The following is a 22,826-nucleotide window of genomic DNA, read 5'->3' on the forward strand; positions in this document are numbered from 1 at the left end:
TTGCCTGCTGCCGTATCGAAGGGTATGCTCGCGTATCACGCCGTTTTTCTACTGCTCGTGGTGGGCTCGACGGGAGTCGTTGCCGGGCTCGCCGCGTTGAACGTGAGACACGCGGATCGAAGGATCCGGGAGCGCTCCGCGTGGGTGACTGCGACCCTTTCCGTCGATGACCCCGCCCGTTTGCGCCAGTATCATCGCCTCTCGACGAGCGCCGGCACGCTCAAGAACGTGCTCGTCCTCGCGATCGTCCTGTTAGTGCTCTACACCGGCCTGTTTGGAGACGCAATCGCGACGATCGACGGAGCGATCGGGAACGACCTCCTCGCGGGGGTCGGGATCTTCGTCGTGGCGACAGTCACAATGCAACTGCTTTCCCTTCCCTTCGAGGCCTTCGACACCTTCGGGATCGAGGCGGCCTACGGGTTCAACGAACAATCACCACAGCTGTTCGTCCGCGACGCGATCGTCGGGACCGCCGTCTCGGTGGCCTTCGTTTCGATCCTGGGAGCCGGAATTCTGCTCGTCCTCCAGCAGTTCCCCACCTGGTGGTGGCTCGCCGCGACGGGCGTCGTGGCGCTGTTCGTGCTCGGGTCCCAGATCGTCGTCCCACGTGTTATCATGCCGCTTTTCTACGACTTCGAGCCGATCGAGGACGGGGACCTCCGGACGGCCGTCGAAGCGGTCTTCGATCGGGCCGGGTTCACCTGCGAGGACGTCTACGCGATGAACGCGAGCTCCAGATCCGGCCACTCGAATGCCTTCTTCACGGGCTTTGGCCGGACCAAGCGGGTCGTCCTCTTCGATACACTGATCGAGCAACTCGAAGAGCGCGAACTGCAGAGCGTGCTGGCCCACGAACTCGCCCACTGGAAGCAGAACCACGTCTGGCAGCGAATGGCCGTCTCGATCCTCGAAGCGGCCGTGCTCCTCGCGCTCGCCCAGATCCTCTTGGGACAGTCCTGGCTGTATGCCATGTTCGGCGTGCCCGAGATCCCGGCGGCCGGGCTCCTGCTCGCGGGGCTCTGGCTGGAGCCGGTGCTGCAGTTCACCCAGCCACTCTCGAATCGCCTCTGGCTCAGAAGCGAGCGGGCCGCCGACGATTTCGCCGTCGAAGTGATGGGATCGGGCGAGCCGCTGGCGGCTGCGTTGGCACAGATGACCGGTGAGAACCTCTCGAATCCCTTCCCCCACCCGCTCTACGAGGCGTTTCACTACCAGCATCCGCCGGTCCCCGAGCGAATCCGCAGGCTCGTGGAGGGTGCGGACCGATGACTCACGTATCCGCGAGCTCAGAGCCACAATCCTTCGACCGGGTGCTCTCCTCGATGTGCACGGAACCGGCGCCGGCAGCCAGACGGGCCGCGATGGCGTTTCTGGGCTCGAACCCTGGCGACCCGGCGACTTTTCAGACCATCGCTGCACGCGAACGGGAGACGGTTTCGATGCTGGGAGAGCTAGTTGGCCTGGCTGACCCACACGGGTATGTCACGGCCGGTGGTTCCGAGGCGAACATCCAGGCCGTGCGAGCTGCGCGAAACCGAGCCACGGTGGCCGAACCGAACGTCGTCGCGCCCACCAGTGCCCACTTCTCCCTTCGGAAGGCCGCCTCGCTGCTAGACGTCGAACTCCGACTCGTGGAGACGGGGCCGGACCATCGGGCGGACCCCAAAGCGATGGCCGACGCTGTGGACGAGCGGACCGCCCTCGTGTTCGGCGTGGCCGGGTCGACGGAGTACGGCCGGGTCGATCCCATCCCGGCCCTCGTGGACCTCGCCGACTCCGTCGACGCGATGCTGCACGTCGACGCCGCCTTCGGCGGCTTTTTCCTCCCGTTTACCGATCGTGAGTGGCACTTCGGGCACGCCGGCATCGATTCGATGACGATCGACCCTCACAAGGCCGGGCGGGCGGCGATTCCGGCGGGTGGGTTCCTGGCGCGTGACCGATCGGTGCTCGACGCATTGTCTATCCAGACGCCCTATCTAGAGTCCGAATCCCAGGTCTCCCTGGGCGGTACCCGGAGTGGGGCCGGCGTCGCGAGCGCCCACGCCGCACTCGAAACACTCTGGCCCGACGGGTATCGTGCTGCCTTCGAGCGGACGATGGAACTGGCCAGGTGGCTCGCGACGGAACTCGACTCACGAGGGTTCGACGTGATCGAGCCGGAACTCCCGCTCGTGGCCTGGGAGGCGAGCCAGTCGCTGTTCGAACGCCTTCGGGATGCGGGCTGGCGGATCGCCCGGACCCAGCAGGGGGCGATACGGATCGTCGTCATGCCCCACGTGGACCGAAATATGCTAGATGCGTTTCTTACGGCCGTGGACCGGCACCGTCCGTGATCGGCACGGTTTTGAGACCGGAGCCCACAGGGAGAGCCAATGCTCGAAGCCATCCTGGACCTCGGGCTCGAAACGGCCGTCAGGGCCGCCTCGGGCTGGTCCGGGCTTGGCGTGATCTTCGTCTACTCGGCGCTCATCGCCTTCGTGCTCCCGTTTCCGAGCGAGATCGTTCTCTGCCCGGTCGGCTATCTCTGTCCGACCAATACCCTCGCGCTTGCACTGTTCCCGTACGAAGTCCAGATCCTCCTCGTGATCGTGGTAAGCGGGCTCGGGAAGGCGCTGGGGAGTGTCATCGCGTTGATGGTCGGGCACTCCGCCGCTCACTCCGGGGTCACCATCCGGTTCGTCGAGTGGATCGGGTTCGACCCGGTCGGGTGGTCACAGAAGCGGCTGGTCGAACTCGGCAAACGGTGGGGCCCCCTCGGGATGGCGATCGGGCTCAGCGTTCCCTTCTTCCCCGATACGGCCTCGATTTATGCCTTCTCGGTCCTGGGAACGGGCTACCGTCGCTTCGCGGCCGCGGCCTTCGCCGGGAGCGTGGGACGGCTCGTGGTGACGATGGGGTTGATCGAAGGAGCCCTCTTCGTCGTGTAGTTGGGCCACAAATCATTATATGCTGACAAGACCTACCGGTGGGTATGAACTTTCGACGGACCGGCCGAACGACAACTGCCCTTCTCGTCTTGCTCCTGGGGGCCCTCCTGCTCGCCGGCACGACCGGAGCCTTCGCGACTGAATCACTCTGGAACTGGGTCCCCGGAGTGTTCGTCCTCCTCGGAGCCTGGGCGCTACTCCGCTCTCGGGGTCGAAACCTCACCGGGCCAGTAATGGTCATCGCCGTCGCCGGAACCGTCCAACTTCGGAATCTGGGAGTTATCTCCGACGCCCAAATCGGGTCGTGGTGGCCGCTTTTCGTGGTCCTGTTCGGGCTCCTGTTACTCGTGGGACGGGGTCGCCGACGCAGTCGTGTCGATGGAACGAGTGGAGAACTGGACGCGATCGCCGTCTTCGGCGGGGCCGACACGCGGGTGACCGCCACGGACTTCACCGGCGGCGACGTCATCTCGATCTTCGGTGGCTCGGAGATCGATCTCCGGGACGCCGAGATTTCCGACCCACCGGCCGTGATCGAGGCGGTCACACTCTTCGGTGGAACGGAGTTTCGGGTCCCACCGGAATGGAACGTGACACTCGATGTCCTGGCCATCTTCGGGGGCACGGAGGACTCACGGCGGCGGGAAACGGTCACCGAGACCCCGGACCTCGTGGTGACCGGTGTGACACTCTTCGGCGGCGTGGAAATTCTGGACTGAGGACGCCCGCCAATCACGGGACTTTAATCGGCTGGGGTGGCATCCATACCCATGAGCCACGAGTCCTTTCCCACCGAGAACCCGGCGGTGGTGACCTGTGGACTGCCCTACGCGAACGGGGACCTCCACATCGGTCACCTGCGGACCTACGTGAGCGGCGACGTGTTGACACGGTCGCTGCGGACCATCGGCCAGGAGACCGCCTTCGTCTCGGGGTCGGACATGCACGGGACGCCGATCGCGGTCAACGCGGCCGAGTCGGGGGTCTCCCCCGAGGAGTTCGCGATGGACTGGCACGAGACCTACGAGGAGACCTTCCCCCAGTTCGACGTGGATTTCGACAACTACGGGAACACCCACCAGTCCGAGAACGTCGAGTTGACCCAGGAGATCGTCCGGACCCTCGACGAGGCGGGCCACGTCTACGAGAAGGAGATCGAGGTCGCCTGGGACCCGATCGAGGACCAGCCGCTGCCCGACCGCTACGTCGAGGGCACCTGTCCCTACTGTGGCGCGACGGCCCGCGGGGACGAGTGTGACGAGGGCTGTGGTCGCCACCTCGAACCCGGCGAGATCGAGAACCCGACCAGTATTCTGACCGGGAACCCAGCGGAGTACCGGACCCGCGAGCACAAGTTCTTCCGCGTCTCGGCCTTCCAGGAGTACCTCTCGGAGTTCATCGACCGCCTGGAGGGGACCAAAAACGCCCGCAACCAGCCCCGGGAGTGGATCGAGGGCGAACTCCAGGACTGGTGTATCACCCGGGACCTGGACTGGGGCATCGACTATCCGGAGGACGAGACCGACCTGGTCCTCTACGTGTGGGTCGATGCACCTATCGAGTACATCGCCTCGACCAAACAGTACAGCGATCGCGTGGGCGCGGACACCTACGACTGGGAGGAAGTCTGGCGCGATGGCGACAGCGAGATCGTCCACGTCATCGGCCGGGACATCATCCAGCATCACACCGTCTTCTGGCCCGCGATGCTCGCCGGGGCCGAGTTCAACGAGCCGCGAGCGGTCATGGCAAGCGGCTTTGTCAACCTCGACGGTGCGAGTTTCTCGACGAGCCGCGATCGGGCGGTCTGGGCCGAGGAGTACCTGGACTCGCCGTTCGACACCGACCTCCTCCGGTTTTACATCGCCACGGCGGGCCCGTTCGAGCGGGACATCGACTTCTCCTGGGAGACCTTCCAGGACCGGGTCAACGCCGAACTCGCCGACGACGTGGGGAACTTCGTCTACCGGGCGCTGCTCTTCGCGAACCGGAACTACGAGGGCACGCCCGACGCCGCGGTCTCCGCCGACGTCGAGGCCGAGATCGAGTCCGCGATGGCGGACTTCACGGCGGCGCTCAACGAGTATTCGGTCCGGGAGGCCGGGACCGTCCCCCTCGAACTGGCTCGCTTCGGCAACGAGTACATCCAGCACAACGAGCCCTGGAAGCTCGTCGACGAGGATCCCGAACAGGCCGCCCAGGTCATTCGGGATACCGTTCAACTCGTGAAGGCCATCGCGATCACGATCCAGCCCTTCACGCCCCGCACCGCCGAGCAGATCTGGACCGACCTGAACGAGGACGGGACCGCAGCCGAGGCGACTATCGAGGACTGCCTGGACGCGCCCCCGGCCACCTTCGGCGAGCCACGGGAGCCCTTCGAGAAGATCGAGGACGAGCAGGTCGAAGCCCGCCAGGCGGCCCTGCAGGAACGCATCGAGGACGAAGACACCGACTCCGAGACCGACACGACAATGACCGACATCGAACCCCTGAACGAGGATCGCATCGCCTTCGAAGACTTCCAGGACCTGGACATCCGGGTCGGCCGCATCGAGTCCGCCGAGCCGATCGAGGGCGCGGACAAACTCGTCCGCCTGCAGGTCGACATCGGCGCGGAGACCCGCCAGCTGGTCGCGGGAATCCGACAGCTCCACGACGTCGAGGAGCTCCCGGGGACCAAGATCATCGTCCTGGCGAACCTAGAGAAAGCCGAACTCTTCGGCGTGGAATCCAACGGCATGCTCCTGGCGGCCGGCGACGAGGCCGACCTGCTGACGACCCAGGGTGACGCCGGCCCCGGAACGAAGATCCAGTAAGCGAGTGCCACATTTATTCGGCGGGGGATCGAACCCCTGGTAATGCGAAACGCGAAGATCGTCTGCACGCTCGGCCCGGCGAGTGACGACCGGGCCGCGATCAGCGATTTGGCGGCGGCAGGGATGACCGTCGCACGGATCAACTCCAGTCACGGGACCCGTGAGGACCGGGCCGCGCTCATCGAGCGGGCCCAACGTGTCGACGCCGAACTCGACAAACCGGTCGCGGTCATGGTCGACCTCCAGGGCCCGGAGATCCGCACCGGCGAGACGGCCGAGCCAGTTCAACTGGAAACCGGGTCGGCAGTCACCTTCCGTGAGTCGACAGCCGTGACCGAGCAGGAGATCGGTCTCTCGACGGACATCTCACGTGTCTCTCCTGGCGATCGCGTACTGCTCGACGACGGCCGAATCGAGACCGTCGTCGATTCAGTCGAGGGGAATGCGGTCCACGCGACTGTAAAGAGCGGCGGGAAATTGCAGAGCCACAAGGGGGTGAACGTCCCGGGCGTGGATCTGGACGTGGACGTAGTCACGGCAAAGGACCGTGCGGACCTCGAACTGGCCGTCGAAGCGGGCGCGGACTTCGTCGCCGCGAGTTTCGTCCGGGACGCGGCGGACGTGCTCGAAGTCGAGGCCGCTATCGAGGACCTGGGCGGGGAGATCCCGGTGGTGGCGAAGATCGAACGGGCCGACGCCGTCGACCACCTGGACGAGATCATCCAGACCGCCCAGGGCATCATGGTCGCCCGGGGGGACCTGGGGGTCGAACTCCCGATGGAAGACGTGCCGCTCATCCAGAAGCGGATCATCCACAAGAGCCAGGCTGCAGGCGTGCCGGTCATCACCGCGACCGAGATGCTCGACTCGATGGTCGAGCAGGCCCGCCCGACCCGGGCGGAGGCCTCGGACGTGGCGAACGCGGTCCTCGACGGGACCGACGCCGTCATGCTCTCCGCGGAGACCGCGATCGGATCCCACCCGACCCGGGTCGTCGAGACGATGGACCGGATCATCCGTGAGATCGAGGAGAGTGTGGAGTACGACGAGATCATCGAACAGCGGGTTCCGGAGGCGACCGGTGAGAGCCGCACGGACGCCCTGGCGCGCTCGGCGCGGTACCTGGCCCGGGACGTGAACGCGAGTGCGATCGTCGTCGCGAGCGAGTCCGGGTACACGGCCCGACGGGTCACCAAGTTCCGCCCCAGCGTGCCAGTCGTGGCGACCACGCCGAACGACCAGGTTCACCGACAGCTGGGGCTCGTGTGGGGCGTGAACGCACAGCACGCAAACGTCCAGGTCGGGACGGCGACCACGGTCATCGAGGACTCGGTAAAAGCCGGCCTGGACTCCGGGATCGTCGACCCCGGGGATACCGTCGTCGTCCTGACCGGCATGATGACCGAACTGGAGGGCGAGGACACGACGAACACCCTCAAGGTCCACGTGGCCGCCGAAACCCTCGCCGTCGGTCGGTCGGTCGTTGACGGGCGGGCCACCGGGCCGGTCGTCGACCTGGAGCACGTGGACCCCGAAACGATCGAGGCCGGGAGCATCGGTGTCATTCACCGGGACTTCAACGGCGAGTTCAGCGACGGACTGGAGAAACTCGGCGGAATCGTGAGCGCCCGCTCTGGGATGACCGGCTATGCGGCCATGGTGGCCCGCGAACTCGAAATCCCGATGATCACCGGGGCCGACATCGGGGACCTCGAGCCCGGGCAGCAGGTGACCATCGACGGTGAACGTGGGGTGGTCTACGACGGCGAAGTGAACAAACCCGCGGCGGGGCGCAAACGGGGGCCGTTATGAGCGACTGGAAGTTCGAGGTAGACGAAGTCGGGCCCGAAGCCGAACCAGAAGTGCCCGAAATCGAACCCGGCAACCCGCGTCTGGAACACGTCCTCCCGTTCCTGCTCGGTGTCGGCCTCGCCATCGCGATCCTCGTAGTGAGTCTCTAAGCGCCGATTCCGGCAAGGTGCGCTGTCCGGGCAACGGTTTTCCCCACCCGGGCCCAAGCATGTGGTATGGCCTCAGTACTCGGGACGTCGCTGTCGACGATCCTCCTGCTCGCCGGGCTCGTACTCGTCGTGCTGGAGGGCTTTGCACCGGGTGCACACTTCATCGTCCTGGGGGTCGCGCTCCTCGCGGCCGGCCTCCTGGGGGTACTGGTCCCGGCCGCAGCGACCCCGCTGGTGCTCGGGCTCACGGTACTCGTCGCGGGGGCCGGCGCGTACTATGTCTACCGTCACTTCGAGTTCTACAAGGGGACCGATCGCGGGAAGACCGAGGGGTCGGCCGAACTCGTGGGCCGACGGGGCTACGTGACCGAGCGAGTCACGCCCCGGACCGGCCGGGTGAAACTCTCCGAGGGCGGTTTCGATCCGACCTACGCCGCCCGGAGTGTCGAGGGCGAGATCGGCGTCGGGACCGAGATCATCGTCGTGGATCCCGGCGGGGGCAACGTCGTCGAGGTGGAGGCCCTCTCGGACGTTGACGACATCGACCGCGAACTCGAACGTGGTCGCGCCCGCGAGGCGGAGCCGGTCGAAACCGAGACCGAGGACGAATCGCGCGGGTAGTGTGAATCAGTGGCACGACTGACCGGCTGGCGCAGCTTTATCAACCGTCGGACATAAGGAACAGTATGGTGCTCCCCCTCCAGTCACTGACCGGCCCGTCCCCGCTCTCGGTCGTCGGGTTGCTCCTGCTCGTCGTCCTGGTCGTAGCAGTCTACCAGGCCATCGAGATCGTCGACGCCTACGAGAAGGAGGCGTTGACGGTCTTCGGCGAGTTCCGGGGCCTGCTCGAACCGGGGATCAACTTCATCCCGCCGTTCGTCTCCCGCACGTACATCTTCGACATGCGGACCCAGACGATCGACGTCCCACGGCAGGAAGCGATCACCCGGGACAACTCCCCGGTCACCGCGGACGCCGTGGTGTATATCCGGGTCATGAACGCGAAACGGGCCTTCCTGGAGGTCGATGATTACAAGCGAGCGGTCTCCAACCTGGCCCAGACCACGCTGCGGGCCGTGATCGGGGACATGGAACTGGACGACACGCTCAACAAGCGCCAGGAGATCAACGCCCGCATCCGGAAGGAGCTCGACGAACCCACCGACGAGTGGGGGATCAGGGTCGAGTCCGTGGAAGTTCGGGAGGTCAATCCCTCCAAGGACGTCCAGCAGGCGATGGAACAACAGACCTCCGCCGAGCGCAAGCGCCGGGCCATGATCCTGGAGGCCCAGGGGGAACGACAGTCCGCCATCGAGCGCGCGGAGGGGGAGAAACGCTCGAACATCATCCGTGCACAGGGTGAGAAGCAGTCCCAGATCCTCGAAGCCCAGGGGGACGCGGTCTCGACCGTGCTGCGAGCTCGGTCCGCCGAATCGATGGGCGAGCGGGCCGTGATCGAACGGGGGCTGGAAGCCCTGGAGGTCATCGGGGCCGCCGAAAGCACGACCTTCGTGCTCCCACAGGAACTGACCTCACTGGTGGGTCGATACGGCAAACAGCTCACCGACAGCGACGTCGCCGAACCGACCGAGGGCCTGGAGAGCCTGGAGTTCGACGCGGACACCCGCGAGTTGCTGGGGCTGGACGACATCGAATCGATCCTGGACGAGATCGGCGCGCCGATGGACGTCAACGAATCCGATCTCACCGAGGGAACGGGCTCGATCAAGTCCGCCGAGGAAGTCATCGAAGAGATGGACGCCGAACTCGAAGACACCGAGGAACCAACGGAGAAGTAAATGGGAATCGACGAGGAGAAGCGCACGACGCTGCGGAAGTTCGCCGCCGTCGGAGCCGGGAGCCCCTTGCTCGGACTGGCGGGCCAGGACGAGGGTGCCAGCGAGACCCGGGAAGCCATCGCGGGCTACGTCGAGCGCACTCCCGGCGCCCACTTCTCGAAGATCCGTGACGACCTGGGAATCGCGACGGGGGAGACACAGTATCACCTCCGGCGACTCACCGACCAGGGCACACTCGAACGGTATCGCGACGGCGACTACAAGCGCTTCTATCCAGCCGGCCGGTTCGACGCCTTCGAGCAGGTCACGCTGGGCTATCTCAGGCGGGAAACCCCGCGGGCCATGGTTTGCACGCTGTTGCAAGAGCCCACTCATACCGGGGCCTCGCTTTCAGCGGCGATCGGCGTCTCACCGGCGACAGTGAGCAACCACGCCACAGAGATGGCAGAACACGGGGTCCTCGACCGGAGTGAGGGGTATCGAGTGAACCGACCGGAGACGGTCATCACGCTCCTCGTTCGATACGCCGAGAGCTTCGACGCGGAGACGGTCAACTTCGCCGCGGACGCCGCCGATCTGCTCAGGTACGAACCCTGAAGCTCAGGCGGTGGTCACTTGCCAGGTCGTCGAGGAGGAATAGCCCCACTGTTCGATATCGAGGTCGTGTTCGGCATCCGCGACCGCACGCATGTTCGAACCGACCTCTTTGGCCGAGAAGCCCAGTTCCTTGCCGATGAGCCGGGACTTGAAGTAGGTCTCCTGGTCCACCCGCTCGCGCAGATACTGGAGAATCGTCCGCTGTTTCGGCGTCAGTCCCTCCGTGCTCAGTTCGACGGCGCTGGCCCCCATAGCAGTATGGAGAAGTGCCAGGTCAAAAGCGGGTTTGGTACGATCGGTTAATCGCGGGTGACACAGTTCAGAAAGTTCTTGGGTGGCCACGACCGACAGCGAGGCATGGCGTCGGCTGTGGAGGTTAGCGTCGTGCTCCCCGCGTACAACGAGGAGGCGACCATCGAATCGACCGTCGAGGTCACGCTCGACACGCTGGAATCGTTCCTCCCGGCCGGCACGTTCGAGGTCATCATCGCCGAAGACGGCTGTGATGATCGAACCCCGGAGATCGCCGATCGACTGGCGGCCGCGGACGAGCGGGTCAGCCACTATCACAGTGACGAGCGCCTGGGCCGTGGTGAGGCACTGAATCGGGCCTTCGAGAGCGCCGCCGGCGACACACTGGTCTACTTCGATACCGACCTCGCCACGGACATGTCCCACCTCGAAGAGCTAATCGAGAGTGTCCGCTCCGGCGAGTACGACCTCGCCACTGGCTCGCGCTGGATGCCCGGCGAGGAGGCCGACCGGCCGGCCAAGCGGGCGATCTCCAGTCGCGGGTTCAACATGCTCGTTCGAACGCTTTTGGGCTCGGACCTACAGGATCACCAGGCCGGGTTCAAAGCCTTCAGCCGGGCTGCCTTCCAGGCCCTGCGCCCGGCGGTGAAAGACTCCCACTGGTTCTGGGACACCGAGATGCTCGTCAAGGCCCAGCGACGAGGATTTGCCGTCAAGGAGTTCGCGGTGAACTGGACGCCCAAGGGGGACTCGAAGGTCGATCTAGTCCGGGACGTATTCGGAATGGGAAGCCAGATACTCCGAACGGCCTGGGAGATCCGTATCAGACCCTATGCGAACCGACGGACCGGCATGGTCGCGGGACTGTTGCTCTCGGTGCTGGCTATCGGGTTGATGTTCTTCTATCTGGATCCCCGCGACGTGCTCCAGGAAATGGCCCGGGCCGACCTGGGTCTGGTAGCGGCCGCCGCGCTCGTCTACGTCTTTTCCTGGCCACTTCGTGGCTGGCGATACGCCGATATTCTCGGCTCGCTCGGCTATCGCGAACGCGTGGGCTTTCTCACGGGTGCGGTCTTCATTAGCCAGACCGGGAACCTGGTGTTCCCAGCCCGGGCTGGGGACGCCGTCCGGGCCTACGTCGTCAAAGCCAGACGGCAGGTGCCCTATACCTCGGGGTTCGCCTCGCTCGCCGTCGAGCGGGTCTTCGACCTGCTGACGATCACCATCCTTGCCGGCGGGGTACTCCTCGGCGTCGTCACTCTCGCCCCCGAGCGGGTCGTGGCGCTGAGCCAGGCCCTGACCGAGGGAACCGGCCTCTCCGGCGGCCAACAGGAGAGTGCCCGAACGGCGATCGCCGTCGCGGCGGTGGTCGGGATCGGCGCAATCGGGGCCGTGATCGCCATCGTCCTCTCGGCGCGGTCGGATCGGAACCGGATCAGACGAATCGTCAACTGGGCGTCGGAGGACTCCTACGTCGAACTGGTCGCGACGACCCTCGAAGGGTTCGTGGGCGACGTCCAGCGTGTCGCAGCCGAACCGGCCACCTTCGCCCGGGTCGGGGTCGCGAGCCTGGCAATCTGGGCGATCGACGTCCTCACGGCCATTCTGGTTTTCCAGGCCTTCGGCGTCGAGGTACCACTCGGGCTGTTGGTCGCCGTCTCCTTCTTCGCGGTCAGCGTGGGCAATCTGGCGAAAGTGCTGCCCCTCTCCCCCGGCGGCATCGGGCTCTACGAGGCGGCGTTCACGGTGTTGGTGGTCGCCCTGACGACTATTGGACCGCCCACGGCGCTGGGTGTCGCCATCGTCGATCACGCGGTGAAAAACGCCGTGACGGTGCTGGGCGGTGCGGTCTCGATGGTCGTCCTCAACGTCTCGCTCACCGAAGCGATCGACGGGCCGGGCGAGATCGAGGAGGGATCGAGCCGACCGGACCAAACCTGAAGACCCACTAAAAGCGGCGGCCGGGACGAGTTTTACCCCTCGCTGCAGAACCCCGGACAGAGCCAGCCTACGCGGCCCTCAGGGAACCTCGTGACCGACTCACACGCCAGTGCACGAAGAGATTTCGACATCGTCGAACGAAGGAGGGTGGAGTCTATCACGGTCGTTTTACGGAAAGAAAACACAATCCTTAAGTACGTTTTGTCGAAACCGATGGGTCACCGAATCCCGATACACTTTGTAATTATGCCCAACGCAACTCTCAGATCCCGCGAAAAAGAAGAGGAGGAACCCGAACGAACGGACAGCTGTCCGGAGTGTGGCGGTCTGGTCGTCCACGACGAGGAACACAGCGAGAAGGTCTGTGCGGACTGTGGCCTGGTCGTCGAGGAGGAAGGGATCGACCGCGGGCCCGAGTGGCGGGCCTTTGACTCCCAGGAGAAAGACGAGAAGTCCCGGGTCGGGGCCCCCACCACGAACACGATGCACGACAAGGGCCTCTCCACGAACATCGACTGGCGGAACAAGGACGCCTACGGCAACTCCCTTGGCTCCCGACAGCGCCAGAAGATGCAGCGCCTGCGCAAGTGGAACGAGCGCTTTCGCACCCGTGACGCCAAGGAGCGCAACCTCAAGCAGGCCCTCGGCGAGATCGACCGGATGGCCAGTGCGCTTGGCCTGCCGGACAACGTCCGCGAGACGGCCTCGGTGATCTACCGCCGGGCCCTCGAAGAAGATCTGCTCCCGGGCCGTTCGATCGAGGGCGTCGCGACTTCCTGTGTCTATGCCGCCGCCCGGCAGGCCGGAGTGCCCCGCAGCCTGGATGAGATCAACGACGTCAGCCGGGTCGACAAGGACGAGATCGCCCGCACCTACCGGTACGTGATCCGGGAACTGGGCCTGGAAGTCAAGCCCGCGGACCCCGCGAGTTACGTCCCCCGGTTTGCCTCCTCGCTCGAACTCAGCGACGAAGCCCAGCATCGGGCCCGCGAACTGCTCGAGAACGCCAAGGAGAAAGGCGTCCACAGCGGCAAGAGCCCGGTCGGCCTGGCCGCCGCCGCGGTGTACGCGGCCGCCCTGCTCACCAACGAGAAGACAACCCAGGCGAAGGTCAGTGAGGTCGCGGACATCTCGGAGGTCACGATCCGCAACCGATATCACGAACTCCTCGAAGCCGAGGACTCGATTCCGGTCTAACCGGCCAATGTTGCAGTTCGAGTCGTTTCACCTGGCGGCCTCGACGCCGAACCTGGACGATGAGCCGGCGGCTCGCCCCCACGCCGACCTGCTCGAGTTCCGGATGGATCTGGCCGCCGACCCGCTTTCGGCACTCGGGGCCTACGACGGGGAGCTGCCGATCATGGTCACGAACCGGCCGGAGTGGGAGGGCGGCGAGCACCCGGACGGCCCCGAGCGCCGGGACCAGCTACTCGATGCCCTCTCGGAGCCGGCCGTCGCGGCGGTCGATCTGGAGCTTCGAGCCCTGCAAGCCCCTACCGATCGGACGGACCTCGACCCCGTGCTGGACCGGGCCCAGGAGCTTGGCCTACCGGTCGTCGTCTCGGTCCACGACTTCGAGCGGGTCCCCTCCAGATCGACGCTGCTCGGTCTGGCCCAGCGGGGCTGCCGGCTCGGGTCGGTCGCCAAACTCGCCATGACCGCCACCGACCCGGGAGACGTGCTGGACCTGCTGGCCGCGACCCAGGACCTGACCACCTGTGGCCATACCGTCGCGACGATGGCGATGGGGGCCCCGGGTGCCCACTCCCGGGCGATCGCGCCGCTCTATGGCTCGAAGATCGGATACGCCCCGATTGACCCCGAGAGCGCCACGGCCCCCGGGCAGTTCGATCTGGCGACCCTCGATGGACTGCTTGAGACCTTCGACGTCGAGCGGCCCGCGGATTCAAAGGTTTAACCGTCGACCCGACCAAAGCGTGTTCGTGCAGCGGTCCTGGTTCACGCGACGGTCGCTCGTCGCCGCGATACTGGCGATGGTCTATCCCGGGCTCGGGCACGTCTACCTCCGGGCCTGGTTTCGCGCCATCGCCTGGTTCGGCGTCGCACTGATCGCGGCAGCGATGGTGCTGCCCGAATCGGCCTACACCGCCTTCGAGACCAACGGGTTCTCGGGACTCGTGGAAGTCAGTCGAACGCTCCCGACCGAGGCGGTCCTGAGTATGCTCGTCGTCCGGGTGCTCAACGCCGTCGACGCCTACCTCACCGGGTTACAGCAAGCAACGAAGGCGGCTCAAGCCGAATCACCCGACGCGAACACCTGCCCGGAGTGTGGGAAGGAACTCGACCCGGAACTGGACTTCTGTCCGTGGTGTACCACCCGGCTGGAGGACTCCGAAAACAGGGCCGAACGGTAACTACTTCTCGATGATGCGCTCGTCGATAGACTCCCCGAAGTGACGGCCACCCGGCTGGGTGTAGACCAGTACCTCGTCGCCGGCCTCCAGGTCGGTAACGGCTTTGCGCCCGGTCCTGGCGTGGACCTTGATGGTCTCTGCGTTCTGGATGAGCGTCTCGATCCGTTCGCCGCTCTCGGTCTCGGCCTCCAGTCGGAACATCGGTCGGCGCTCGATCTTGGCCCGGCCGACGACGGCCTCGCGGGTCTGTCCATCCGTATCGACGACCTGCACCTCGTCGCCGCTCCCGAGTTCCGCGAGATACGTCGTCGACCCGTCCGGGAGGCGGGCGTAGGCATGGACCGCGCCCGCGTTGACCCGGAAGGGACGGGAGGCGACGTACGGTGATTCGGCGGTCTCGGCGTGGACGAAGAAGAGTCCGCGGGACATGCTCCCGATCAACATCCCCTCGTCGTGGTCGAAGAGGCTGCCCGTGTCGACACAGACCCGATCCGCGCTGCCGGCGGGTTCGATGGCGGTGACCGTGGCGTATTCCAGGTCCAGTTGCTCGCGATCGAAGTCGTCTCGGACTGCGACGGTCTCCCGGATCTCGTCCGGGTCGTCGGTGTCCAGCAGAACCCCGCTCGCACCCATCTCCAGGGTCTCGAAGGCGGTCTTTGCCTCCTCGGCGGTCGTCACACCCGCGATGAGATCCGTCGAGTCGCCGATCCGGGCGATGAGGTTCTCCAGGGGAATGATCTGCCAGTCCTCGCCCACGACGATCGTGAATTCGGACTCCTCGGCCGCCTTCTCGGCGAAAGTCTCGTAGTCAGGGTCGTAGATCCGCACGTAGGCCCCGCTCGCACCGTCACGGCGAAGCGTGGAGAGATCCGCCGATCCCGAGAAGTCAGTCGGCAGGTCGATCGTCCCGTCGCCCTCGCCGTCCTTGCCGACGATGTAGCGGTCGGCCTCGCCGGCGGCCTCGGCGTCGTCGCCGATCACGTCGACGTCGTCGGTGACGAAGGCGGCGACGTTCATCTCGCCCAGTTCGCGAACCCGGTCGACGTCCCACTCGTCGACGAGAATCCAGTCGACGCCGGCCTCGAGCCCGGCGGTGATCCGTCGCTTGCGTTGCTCCCAGTCGCCGACCTCGTCGTCGGCCTTGAGCCAGACGCTCCGTGTCATACTCGGTCACACACGGGGCCCCGTCTTGAACGTGCCGGACCGATACTCAGGGCTCGATCGGGAGGTCGAATCGATCCATCGCCACGTCGATAGCAAAGCCCTCGTGGACGACGGCTGCGATTGCCGAAGAGATGGCGTAGGGGTCGGGATGCTGGAAGATCGTTCGGCCCATCGAGACGCCGGCCCCACCGACAGAAACCGCATCCTGAACGGTTTCGAGTGTCTCACGGTCGCTTGACGGACTGCCACCGGCGATGATGACGGGTTTGCTCGTCGACTCGACGACGTGTTCGAAACTCGCCGGGTCCCCGGAGTAGGCAGTCTTGATGATATCAGCCCCGAGTTCCTCGGCCAGCCTGACGGCATGCCCCAGGTTCGTGGCGTCGTGTTCGTCGATGCCCGGGCCACGAGCATACGCCATCGCGAGGACCGGCATTCCCAGTTGGTGGGCTCGTTCGGTCACGTTGCCAAGCGCCTCGATCTGGTCCGGTTCGTGGTCGCTGCCCACGTTGATGTGAAAGGAGACGCCGTCGGCACCCAGTCGCACGGCCTCCTCGACGGTCGCAGTCTGGCGCTTTTCGGCCTCGTCGGGCCCGATCTCCGTCGAGCCGTTGAGATGAATGAGATAGCCCGCGTCGTTGCGGTTCGGGTAGACCCGATCGGCCAGTCCCTTCTGGGTGAGGACGGCGTCGGCCCCGCCCTCCGTTACGTCGGCGATGGTCGATTCGATGTCTTTGAGTCCGTCGACTGCCCCCATGGTGATGCCGTGGTCCATCGGGACGGTGACGAACTTGCCGTCACGCCCGAGTCGTGTCAATCGCGCTTCGACCCCTGTAGACATTGCCAGGGGATAGCAAGCGGGTGGGTATGTTCGTTCCGGTTTAGCGGCCCGCCGCGACGCCCGCGGCCAACTCGGCGGCAGTCTCCGCCAGCCGTTCCGGAACGGCCTCCCCGTCCGCAACGATGTCCACGAAGACGCTCCCGGCGACGACCCCGTCTGCCCCACCGGCCACGATCTCCCGGGCCTGATCCTGGGTGCTCACGCCGAAACCGACCGCCGTCGGAACCTCCGTCTCGGGCAGTCGGGCGAGCGAGCGGGTCGTCTCGTCGCTCACGTCGGTCCGCGCGCCGGTCGTGCCCAGCCGGGCCTGCACGTAGAGAAAGCCAGTCGCTTGGTCGACGATGGATTCCAACCGCTGTTCGGTGGTGGTCGGAGCCACGATAAACACGAGTGCGAGGTCGTGTTCCGCACACGCAGCAGCTAGCTCCCCACTCTCTTCGACCGGAAGATCCGGGACGATGAGTCCGGAGAGTCCCGCATCGGCGGCATCGGCGACGAATTCACGAACGTCGCCGTCGCCGTACCGGTAGAGCATGTTGTAGTAGGTCATCGCCACCACGGGCACCTCGACATCGAGGTCCGCAACCAGATCGAGGAACCGTTGGGGTGTCATGCCGGCATCAAGCGCCCGTCTGATTCCGGCCTGGATAGTCGGGCCGTCAGCAACGGGTTCCGAGAACGGCAACCCGAGTTCGAGCACGTCCGCCCCGCCCTCGACCAGTGCCTCGGCGTATCGGGCCGTCGCCTCCGGGGTCGGATCCCCGGCGACGATATAGGGCACCAGGGCCCCGCCCTCGAAGGCCGCACGGATCGATTCCTCACTCATGGGAGAACACCTCCATATCCGGCGCGGCGTCGAGATCCCGCCGATCCGACTCCTCGATCACGGTATCCAGGTCTTTGTCGCCCCGGCCCGAGACGGTCACGATGACCGGGTCGGCGAAGTCCCGTTCTTCGAGCGCCGCCAGGGCGTGGCTGCTCTCCAGGGCCGGGATGATCCCCTCGGCCCGGGAGAGGTGATGGAAGGCCCGAAGGGCCGCCTCGTCGCCGACCGAGACTGGTTCCACACGACCGGTTTCGACCATGTGTGCCAGTTCCGGACCGACCCCGGCGTAATCCAGGCCGGCACTCACGCTGTGTGACTCGACGATCTGGCCCGTCTCGGTCTGGAGGAGCCGGGTGTGTGCGCCATGGAGGACGCCGTCGGTCCCCGTGGCGAGCGAGGCCGAGTGGGGGGCGTACTCCTCGGATTCGTTGACCGTGAGAGACTCCCCGCCCGCTTCGGCCGCGATCAACTCGACCGGGTCAGACCGGAAGTGCTGGAAGGAGCCCATCGTGTTCGAGCCGCCCCCAGCACAGGCCAACACGGTGCCCGGAAGGTCGCCGATGGTTTCGATGGCCTGTTCGCGGGCCTCCTCGGAGATGACAGCCTGGAAATCCCGAACCATGCTCGGGAACGGGTGGGGCCCCACCACGGAGCCGATCACGTAGTGGGTATCCTCGACGTTCGTCGCCCAGTCACGCATGGTGGCGTTGATGGCCTCCTTGAGCGTGCCCGAGCCCTCGTCGACGGGATTGACCGTCGCGTCGTGGGTCACCATCCGGAAGACGTTGGGCCGCTGGCGGCGGATGTCGGTCCGGCCCATGTAGATCTCACAGTCGATGTCCAGGTGTGCACAGGCCATCGCCACGGCGGTGCCGTGCTGGCCCGCCCCCGTCTCGGCGATGATCCGGTCTTTGCCCATGTACTGGGCCAGAAGCACCTGCCCGAGGGCGTTGTTGAGTTTGTGGGCCCCGCCGTGCAGGAGGTCCTCGCGCTTGAGGTACACCTCGGTGTCGTACTCCTCGCTGAGCCGGTCGGCCCGCTGGAGCGGGGTCGGCCGACCGCCGAAGTCCCGCAGGCGCTCGCGGAACTCGTCCATGAACCCGTCCTCGTTCTCCAGGACGTAGCGTTCGTAGGCCGATTCCAGTTCCTGGACGGCCGGCATCAGTACCTCGGGGACGTACTGGCCACCATACGAGCCAAAGCGGTGCTGGCTCATCGGGCGACCAGCCTCCGTGTGTTCGCCTCGATGTCCCCGTCCATGATCGCCGACCCCACGAGCATGCCGTCGGCTCCTGCTTTGCGCATCCGGTCGCGGTGCGCTGCTGTCTCGATCCCGCTCTCGGCGACGAGCGTCGCCGAATCCGGCACTGCCGGTGCCAGCCGGTCGACGGTCGAGCGATCGACGGTCAGGGTGGCGAGATCGCGGTTATTCACGCCGATCACCTCGGCACCGGCCGCCAGAGCCGTCTCGATTTCGTCCCGGGTGTGAGTCTCGACCAGCGGAGTCATCCCACGGTCGCGGGCCGCCTCGATCATTCCCTCCAGGTCATCCAGAAACCGGGCGATCAGCAACACCGCGTCGGCGGCCACCGCGTCGAGTTGGGCCTCCCGGAGGAGGAAGTCCTTCCGGAGGACTGGCACCGAAACCGCCTCCCGCACTGCCTGGAGCGCTTCGACCGACCCGCCGAAGTGGTCGGGTTCGGTGAGCACCGAGATGGCGCTGGCCCCGCCGGCGACCATCGATTCGGCCGCCGCGACCGGATCGACGTCTCGCTCGCCGCTCGTGGTCGGGCTGGTCGGCTTCACTTCAGCGATCAGCGGCGTTCGCCCGTCGGCTTCGGCCCGTTCGAAGGCCCCAGACAGCGAGCGAGCCTCGACCGAAACCGGTTTGTCGCCACGAGAGCGCTCAGACGCGGCCGCGAGGAGGTCGCGAACCGCCGGCGCGAGCCCCTCGTCGGGCTGCTTTGTAGTACCCATTATTGTTCATTGATGAACGGATATGTACATAACTGTTGTGACTCCAGGCCAACGTTCAAGGGCGGTCTCGGCGAACCAAGTCCCATGCCAGGTGCTGGGATCTACGCCAGGAAGGTGGCGTCCCTCGATCGGTTCGTTCAGATCGGCGTGGCGAACCGGCGGGTAATCTCCCTGTCCGTCCCCGAGACGCCGGACCCGAGTGCCAAAGCGGACCACGAAATTCTAGACTGGATCGAGGGATACCTCGACGGCGAGTACACGGACGTGACCGAAATCGACGTGGGATTGACGGTGCCGACTGACCAGCGGGCCGTCCTCGAACGTGTGCGAGAGATCCCCTACGGTGAGCAGTTCCCGCTCGACCGACTGGTCGCACACACGCCGGGCCTCGACCCGGCCGAGGAGGCCGACCTGGAGACCGCCAGAACGGCGCTCGCCGAAAATCCGGTCCCGATTTTGATTCCGGACCACCGCGTCACCGACTCGGACGGCAACGCTCCGCCGGCTATCAGGCGAACCCTTCGCCGGATCGAGGGCCTGGACTGACTTTCGCGTGCCGGAGAAACTCCACGAGATCGACCAGGTAATGGACGAGGATCACGAGCCAGAGACTCCCGCCGAGCCAGAAGGCCACGCCAAGTCCGACCCCAAGCATCGAAGCGACCAACATCCCCACTTGGCCCTGGGCCGTGTGGGCCAGCCCGAAGCCGAGACTGGAGCCGACGATCAAAACTGCCGGGTGAATGCCCGTCCCCGCCGCCAGCCCGCCGATCAACACCCCACGAAACAGCACCTCCTCGCTGATCGCGATGACCGGGAGCACGACCCCGGCGAGGACGACCCACTCCAGGGACCGTTCCGGAGTGAGAAGGGCTCGCAGCGGGTTGTCGGTGTCCACGGCGAGTTTCGACGCCCCTTCGTTGAGCGCCACGAGCGCGACGGTTAGTCCCACGAGGGCGAGGATTGTCGGGCGGTCGGTCACACCAAGTGTCGAGACCGGGGCGCCCGTCCAGACGAGCAGGAGCCAGACCGCCCCGACGAGGAGTGTCTGTGTCACCACGAGGTTCGCGTAAAGCGCCAATCGCCCGCCCTCGATCGGACGGTCCGGTGTAGCGAGAAGTCGGGCCGAGCGGCGCGCGAGGACGACTACGACGGCTGTGAGAAGGACTGCAGACACGGCAAACGTGGTCCAGGCCGGGCTCGCCATCGAATATCACAATGGAGGCCGCACAGAAGAAGGTCCCCTACTGCGGGGAGGGGTTGGCCCCGGTCGCCGTGGTTCCCTCGGTGGCTTCCAGGGCCTGCCCGGTGATCGACTTCAGCCGATCGACCAGCGAGTCCTTCTCGGGTTCGCCGGCCAGGGCCACGTCGAGCACTTCGCTGATGTGGGAGACGGGGATGATCTCGATCATCTCCTCGTACTCCTCCTCGATCATCACGTCCTGCTCGTTGGCCTTGGGAATGATGACCCGATCGTAGCCGGCTTTCGCGGCGGCCTCGATCTTGTGAGTCACGCCGCCGACCGGGAGGACATCCCCACGGACCGAGAGCGATCCGGTCATCGCGAGGTCCTGCTCGATCGGGATGTTCTCCAGGGCCGAGATGACCGCCGTCGCGACGGTGATGGAGGCCGAATCGCCCTCCACACCCTGAGTCTGGATGAACTGCACGTGGATGTCCTTCTCGGAGATGTCCTCGTCGGAGAACTTCTTGATGATCGCGGAGACGTTCTGCACGGCTTCCATCGCCATCTCCTTGAGTTGGCCGGTGGCGATGACTTCGCCGCCCTCACCCTGCCGAGGCGTGACCTCGGCCATGACGGGGAGCACGATCCCGGAGTCACCGCCCATGACCGCCAGGCCGTTGACCCGGCCGACCGCGCTGCCCTCGTTGACCTTGAGTTCGTAGTCCTTGCGCCGCTCGATGTAGTCATCGGCGAACTGCTGTTCGATCGAGCGGGAGCGCTTTTTCGCCTCCAGGACGTGCTCGCGCTCCACGAACTCGGCGTTCTCGGCCTTGGCGATGTCCCCGGCCACGCGGACCAGACCACCCAGATCACGAAGTTTGAGGGTCAACTGACCCTTCCGACCGGACCGGCGTTTGGCCTCCAGGATGATCTCTCGGACCGCATCGGGCTGGAAATGTGGGAGCCGGCCGTCTTTCTCGACCTCCTGGGCCACGAAGCGGGCGTATTGCCGCCGGGTGGTGGGCGTCTCGTCGATGGAGTCCTCCATGTAGACCTCATAGCCATAGCCCTTCAGACGGTCGCGAAGCGCCGGGTGCATGTTCTCCATCGCGTCCATGTTCCCCGCCGCGACCATGATGAAGTCACACGGCACGGGTTCGGTCTGGACCATGGCCCCCGAGGAGCGCTCGGACTGGCCGGTGATCGAGAACTCGCCCTCCTGGATCGCGGTCATCAGCTTCTGCTGGGACCGGATGTCCAGGGTGTTGATCTCGTCGATGAACAGCACGCCCTTGTGGGCTTTCTGGATGGAGCCCGCCTCGACGCGCTCGTGGCTCGGGGTCTCCATGCCCCCGGACTGGAACGGGTCGTGGCGGACGTCGCCCAGCAGGGCCCCGGCGTGGGCGCCCGTGGCGTCCTCGAAGGGCGCGATCGACCGCTCGCCGTTATTGACCAGCAGCTTTGGAACCATCGCGTCGGTGCCTCGGTTCGTGTACCGGAAGGCGAAGTAGATGACACCGGCGGCCAGCAGACCCAGCAGGACCTGGCCGGCGATCAGGATGGCGTACCCGACGATGATCGCGATGACGATCCACATCAAAAACGAGCGCATCTGCTTGCGCTTCTGGGCCTCCTCCTGGTGGGCCTCGACGATCTGATCGCCCTTGCCCGCGGGCACGGTCCTGACCCGCGGTTCGTTGGAGTCATCAGGATTGTGATAGACCAGAACGTCCTGCAGGCTCTCCTGGGGGAGCAGGCGGCTCATCGCCTTCGCGAGCATCGACTTCCCGGTCCCGGGGGAGCCGATCATCATCACGTGACGGTGCTGTTTGGCGGCCCGTTTGACGATCTCCCGGGCCTCTTCCTGCCCGATGACCTGATCGACGAGCCGTTCAGGCACCTCGATGTCGGCCGTCGAGTCGATTCGCAGGCCACCGAGGAGGTCGTCCTCCGCGGCGTCCTCGTCGATCGTGAGGTCCCCTTCGACGTCGACTTCGCTCCCGAGGTCCTCCGAAAGCGGGACCGAATCGCCCTCCGCCGGCGTGTCCTCACCGGACGGACGGTCCTCCCGCTTCCGGATCGGGGCGTCGTCGCGGGGGGGATCGCTCGTAGGATCGTTGCTCATAGAATGTGTTCGACGCTCGAAAACAGGGTC

General features: G+C 65.7%; 23 protein-coding genes. 15 read left to right on the top strand and 8 right to left on the bottom strand.

Annotated features, from left to right (window positions below; genetic code table 11):
• Positions 1–24: 24 nt before the first annotated feature.
• The 10 genes from HSR6_RS07470 to HSR6_RS07510 all read left to right on the top strand — a co-directional run bounded on the left by HSR6_RS07470 (position 25) and on the right by HSR6_RS07510 (position 10,109).
• Complete coding sequence (locus tag HSR6_RS07470; RefSeq protein WP_071933251.1) at positions 25–1,272, top strand: M48 family metallopeptidase; 1,248 nt, start codon at positions 25–27, stop codon at positions 1,270–1,272.
• Positions 1,269–2,339: a tyrosine decarboxylase MfnA gene (mfnA, locus tag HSR6_RS07475; RefSeq protein ID WP_071933252.1), complete on the top strand. Its 1,071-nt coding sequence runs from the start codon at positions 1,269–1,271 to the stop codon at positions 2,337–2,339. The genes HSR6_RS07470 and mfnA overlap by 4 nt, the downstream gene beginning before the upstream one ends.
• A 39-nt stretch (positions 2,340–2,378) precedes the next feature.
• Complete coding sequence (locus HSR6_RS07480) at positions 2,379–2,933, top strand: VTT domain-containing protein (RefSeq protein WP_070365284.1); 555 nt, start codon at positions 2,379–2,381, stop codon at positions 2,931–2,933.
• A gap of 44 nt (positions 2,934–2,977) precedes the next feature.
• The gene (locus HSR6_RS07485) at positions 2,978–3,652 is read left to right on the top strand and encodes a LiaF transmembrane domain-containing protein (RefSeq protein WP_071933253.1); all 675 of its coding nucleotides are present in this window, start codon (positions 2,978–2,980) and stop codon (positions 3,650–3,652) included.
• A gap of 51 nt (positions 3,653–3,703) precedes the next feature.
• A complete protein-coding gene (metG, locus tag HSR6_RS07490; RefSeq protein WP_071933254.1) occupies positions 3,704–5,752 on the top strand; it encodes a methionine--tRNA ligase in 2,049 nt (682 codons plus the stop codon).
• 42 nt (positions 5,753–5,794) lie between these two features.
• Complete coding sequence (gene pyk, locus HSR6_RS07495; protein WP_070365287.1) at positions 5,795–7,564, top strand: pyruvate kinase; 1,770 nt, start codon at positions 5,795–5,797, stop codon at positions 7,562–7,564.
• Entirely contained in the window at positions 7,561–7,713 is a 153-nt protein-coding gene (locus HSR6_RS11145; protein ID WP_198400404.1) for a DUF7312 domain-containing protein, read from the top strand. The genes pyk and HSR6_RS11145 overlap by 4 nt, the downstream gene beginning before the upstream one ends.
• Before the next feature lie 66 nt (positions 7,714–7,779).
• Positions 7,780–8,334, top strand: coding sequence for an NfeD family protein (locus tag HSR6_RS07500; protein WP_071933255.1), 555 nt, complete (start codon positions 7,780–7,782; stop codon positions 8,332–8,334).
• Between the two features lie 65 nt (positions 8,335–8,399).
• A complete protein-coding gene (locus HSR6_RS07505) occupies positions 8,400–9,512 on the top strand; it encodes an SPFH domain-containing protein (protein WP_070365289.1) in 1,113 nt (370 codons plus the stop codon).
• Positions 9,513–10,109 (top strand): winged helix-turn-helix transcriptional regulator, encoded by a 597-nt coding sequence (locus HSR6_RS07510; RefSeq protein ID WP_071933256.1) that lies wholly within the window; start codon positions 9,513–9,515, stop codon positions 10,107–10,109.
• 3 nt (positions 10,110–10,112) lie between these two features.
• Here HSR6_RS07510 and HSR6_RS07515 read toward each other — a convergent pair whose 3' ends face one another.
• Positions 10,113–10,361 carry a DUF7123 family protein gene (locus HSR6_RS07515; protein ID WP_071933257.1) on the bottom strand — a complete coding sequence of 83 codons (249 nt, stop codon included), beginning with the start codon at positions 10,359–10,361 and terminating at the stop codon, positions 10,113–10,115.
• A 105-nt stretch (positions 10,362–10,466) separates the two neighbouring features.
• On the opposite strand from HSR6_RS07515, the gene HSR6_RS07520 reads away from it, so the two are divergent.
• From HSR6_RS07520 to HSR6_RS07535, 4 genes are all read left to right on the top strand, one after another.
• Positions 10,467–12,302: a flippase-like domain-containing protein gene (locus HSR6_RS07520; RefSeq protein WP_071933258.1), complete on the top strand. Its 1,836-nt coding sequence runs from the start codon at positions 10,467–10,469 to the stop codon at positions 12,300–12,302.
• A gap of 246 nt (positions 12,303–12,548) precedes the next feature.
• A complete protein-coding gene (locus tag HSR6_RS07525; RefSeq protein WP_070365293.1) occupies positions 12,549–13,499 on the top strand; it encodes a transcription initiation factor IIB in 951 nt (316 codons plus the stop codon).
• Positions 13,500–13,509: 10 nt separating this feature from the next.
• Complete coding sequence (locus tag HSR6_RS07530) at positions 13,510–14,220, top strand: type I 3-dehydroquinate dehydratase (protein WP_070365945.1); 711 nt, start codon at positions 13,510–13,512, stop codon at positions 14,218–14,220.
• A gap of 25 nt (positions 14,221–14,245) precedes the next feature.
• Positions 14,246–14,677: a zinc ribbon domain-containing protein gene (locus HSR6_RS07535; protein WP_232502976.1), complete on the top strand. Its 432-nt coding sequence runs from the start codon at positions 14,246–14,248 to the stop codon at positions 14,675–14,677.
• Here the strand turns inward: HSR6_RS07535 and HSR6_RS07540 are convergent, their stop codons facing one another.
• The 5 genes from HSR6_RS07540 to trpC are packed head-to-tail and all read right to left on the bottom strand — an operon-like array spanning position 14,678 to position 19,485.
• The gene (locus HSR6_RS07540) at positions 14,678–15,841 is read right to left on the bottom strand and encodes a 3-dehydroquinate synthase II (RefSeq protein WP_071933259.1); all 1,164 of its coding nucleotides are present in this window, start codon (positions 15,839–15,841) and stop codon (positions 14,678–14,680) included.
• A gap of 46 nt (positions 15,842–15,887) precedes the next feature.
• Positions 15,888–16,682, bottom strand: a complete 795-nt coding sequence (locus HSR6_RS07545; RefSeq protein WP_070365295.1) for a 2-amino-3,7-dideoxy-D-threo-hept-6-ulosonate synthase — start codon at positions 16,680–16,682, stop codon at positions 15,888–15,890.
• 40 nt (positions 16,683–16,722) lie between these two features.
• Positions 16,723–17,508: a tryptophan synthase subunit alpha gene (trpA, locus tag HSR6_RS07550; protein WP_071933260.1), complete on the bottom strand. Its 786-nt coding sequence runs from the start codon at positions 17,506–17,508 to the stop codon at positions 16,723–16,725.
• Positions 17,501–18,724 carry a tryptophan synthase subunit beta gene (gene trpB, locus HSR6_RS07555; RefSeq protein ID WP_070365297.1) on the bottom strand — a complete coding sequence of 408 codons (1,224 nt, stop codon included), beginning with the start codon at positions 18,722–18,724 and terminating at the stop codon, positions 17,501–17,503. The genes trpA and trpB overlap by 8 nt, the downstream gene beginning before the upstream one ends.
• Positions 18,721–19,485, bottom strand: coding sequence for an indole-3-glycerol phosphate synthase (gene trpC / locus HSR6_RS07560; protein ID WP_071933261.1), 765 nt, complete (start codon positions 19,483–19,485; stop codon positions 18,721–18,723). The genes trpB and trpC overlap by 4 nt, the downstream gene beginning before the upstream one ends.
• An 84-nt stretch (positions 19,486–19,569) precedes the next feature.
• On the opposite strand from trpC, the gene HSR6_RS07565 reads away from it, so the two are divergent.
• The gene (locus HSR6_RS07565) at positions 19,570–20,031 is read left to right on the top strand and encodes an MGMT family protein (protein WP_071933262.1); all 462 of its coding nucleotides are present in this window, start codon (positions 19,570–19,572) and stop codon (positions 20,029–20,031) included.
• Here HSR6_RS07565 and HSR6_RS07570 read toward each other — a convergent pair.
• Both HSR6_RS07570 and lonB read right to left on the bottom strand, forming a co-directional pair.
• Positions 19,994–20,692 (bottom strand): CPBP family intramembrane glutamic endopeptidase, encoded by a 699-nt coding sequence (locus tag HSR6_RS07570; RefSeq protein WP_071933263.1) that lies wholly within the window; start codon positions 20,690–20,692, stop codon positions 19,994–19,996. The genes HSR6_RS07565 and HSR6_RS07570 overlap by 38 nt on opposite strands.
• 37 nt (positions 20,693–20,729) lie before the next feature.
• Complete coding sequence (lonB, locus tag HSR6_RS07575; protein ID WP_070365301.1) at positions 20,730–22,796, bottom strand: ATP-dependent protease LonB; 2,067 nt, start codon at positions 22,794–22,796, stop codon at positions 20,730–20,732.
• Between the last annotated feature and the right edge of the window lie 30 nt (positions 22,797–22,826).

The organism is Halodesulfurarchaeum formicicum, assembly GCF_001886955.1.
Classification (GTDB): Archaea; Halobacteriota; Halobacteria; order Halobacteriales; family Halobacteriaceae; genus Halodesulfurarchaeum; species Halodesulfurarchaeum formicicum.

What these genes read in the sequence shown, in the direction of transcription:
- metG (WP_071933254.1), top strand. Translation starts at nt 3,704, where the DNA reads ATGAGCCACGAGTCCTTTCCCACCGAGAACCCGGCGGTGGTGACCTGT.
- trpC (WP_071933261.1), bottom strand. Translation starts at nt 19,485, where the DNA reads ATGGGTACTACAAAGCAGCCCGACGAGGGGCTCGCGCCGGCGGTTCGC.
- HSR6_RS07505 (WP_070365289.1), top strand. Translation starts at nt 8,400, where the DNA reads ATGGTGCTCCCCCTCCAGTCACTGACCGGCCCGTCCCCGCTCTCGGTC.
- mfnA (WP_071933252.1), top strand. Translation starts at nt 1,269, where the DNA reads ATGACTCACGTATCCGCGAGCTCAGAGCCACAATCCTTCGACCGGGTG.
- HSR6_RS07510 (WP_071933256.1), top strand. Translation starts at nt 9,513, where the DNA reads ATGGGAATCGACGAGGAGAAGCGCACGACGCTGCGGAAGTTCGCCGCC.
- HSR6_RS07565 (WP_071933262.1), top strand. Translation starts at nt 19,570, where the DNA reads ATGCCAGGTGCTGGGATCTACGCCAGGAAGGTGGCGTCCCTCGATCGG.
- trpA (WP_071933260.1), bottom strand. Translation starts at nt 17,508, where the DNA reads ATGAGTGAGGAATCGATCCGTGCGGCCTTCGAGGGCGGGGCCCTGGTG.
- HSR6_RS07525 (WP_070365293.1), top strand. Translation starts at nt 12,549, where the DNA reads ATGCCCAACGCAACTCTCAGATCCCGCGAAAAAGAAGAGGAGGAACCC.
- HSR6_RS07470 (WP_071933251.1), top strand. Translation starts at nt 25, where the DNA reads ATGCTCGCGTATCACGCCGTTTTTCTACTGCTCGTGGTGGGCTCGACG.
- HSR6_RS07545 (WP_070365295.1), bottom strand. Translation starts at nt 16,682, where the DNA reads ATGTCTACAGGGGTCGAAGCGCGATTGACACGACTCGGGCGTGACGGC.
- trpB (WP_070365297.1), bottom strand. Translation starts at nt 18,724, where the DNA reads ATGAGCCAGCACCGCTTTGGCTCGTATGGTGGCCAGTACGTCCCCGAG.
- HSR6_RS07540 (WP_071933259.1), bottom strand. Translation starts at nt 15,841, where the DNA reads ATGACACGGAGCGTCTGGCTCAAGGCCGACGACGAGGTCGGCGACTGG.
- lonB (WP_070365301.1), bottom strand. Translation starts at nt 22,796, where the DNA reads ATGAGCAACGATCCTACGAGCGATCCCCCCCGCGACGACGCCCCGATC.
- HSR6_RS07485 (WP_071933253.1), top strand. Translation starts at nt 2,978, where the DNA reads ATGAACTTTCGACGGACCGGCCGAACGACAACTGCCCTTCTCGTCTTG.
- HSR6_RS07515 (WP_071933257.1), bottom strand. Translation starts at nt 10,361, where the DNA reads ATGGGGGCCAGCGCCGTCGAACTGAGCACGGAGGGACTGACGCCGAAA.
- pyk (WP_070365287.1), top strand. Translation starts at nt 5,795, where the DNA reads ATGCGAAACGCGAAGATCGTCTGCACGCTCGGCCCGGCGAGTGACGAC.
- HSR6_RS11145 (WP_198400404.1), top strand. Translation starts at nt 7,561, where the DNA reads ATGAGCGACTGGAAGTTCGAGGTAGACGAAGTCGGGCCCGAAGCCGAA.
- HSR6_RS07500 (WP_071933255.1), top strand. Translation starts at nt 7,780, where the DNA reads ATGGCCTCAGTACTCGGGACGTCGCTGTCGACGATCCTCCTGCTCGCC.
- HSR6_RS07520 (WP_071933258.1), top strand. Translation starts at nt 10,467, where the DNA reads ATGGCGTCGGCTGTGGAGGTTAGCGTCGTGCTCCCCGCGTACAACGAG.
- HSR6_RS07480 (WP_070365284.1), top strand. Translation starts at nt 2,379, where the DNA reads ATGCTCGAAGCCATCCTGGACCTCGGGCTCGAAACGGCCGTCAGGGCC.
- HSR6_RS07570 (WP_071933263.1), bottom strand. Translation starts at nt 20,692, where the DNA reads ATGGCGAGCCCGGCCTGGACCACGTTTGCCGTGTCTGCAGTCCTTCTC.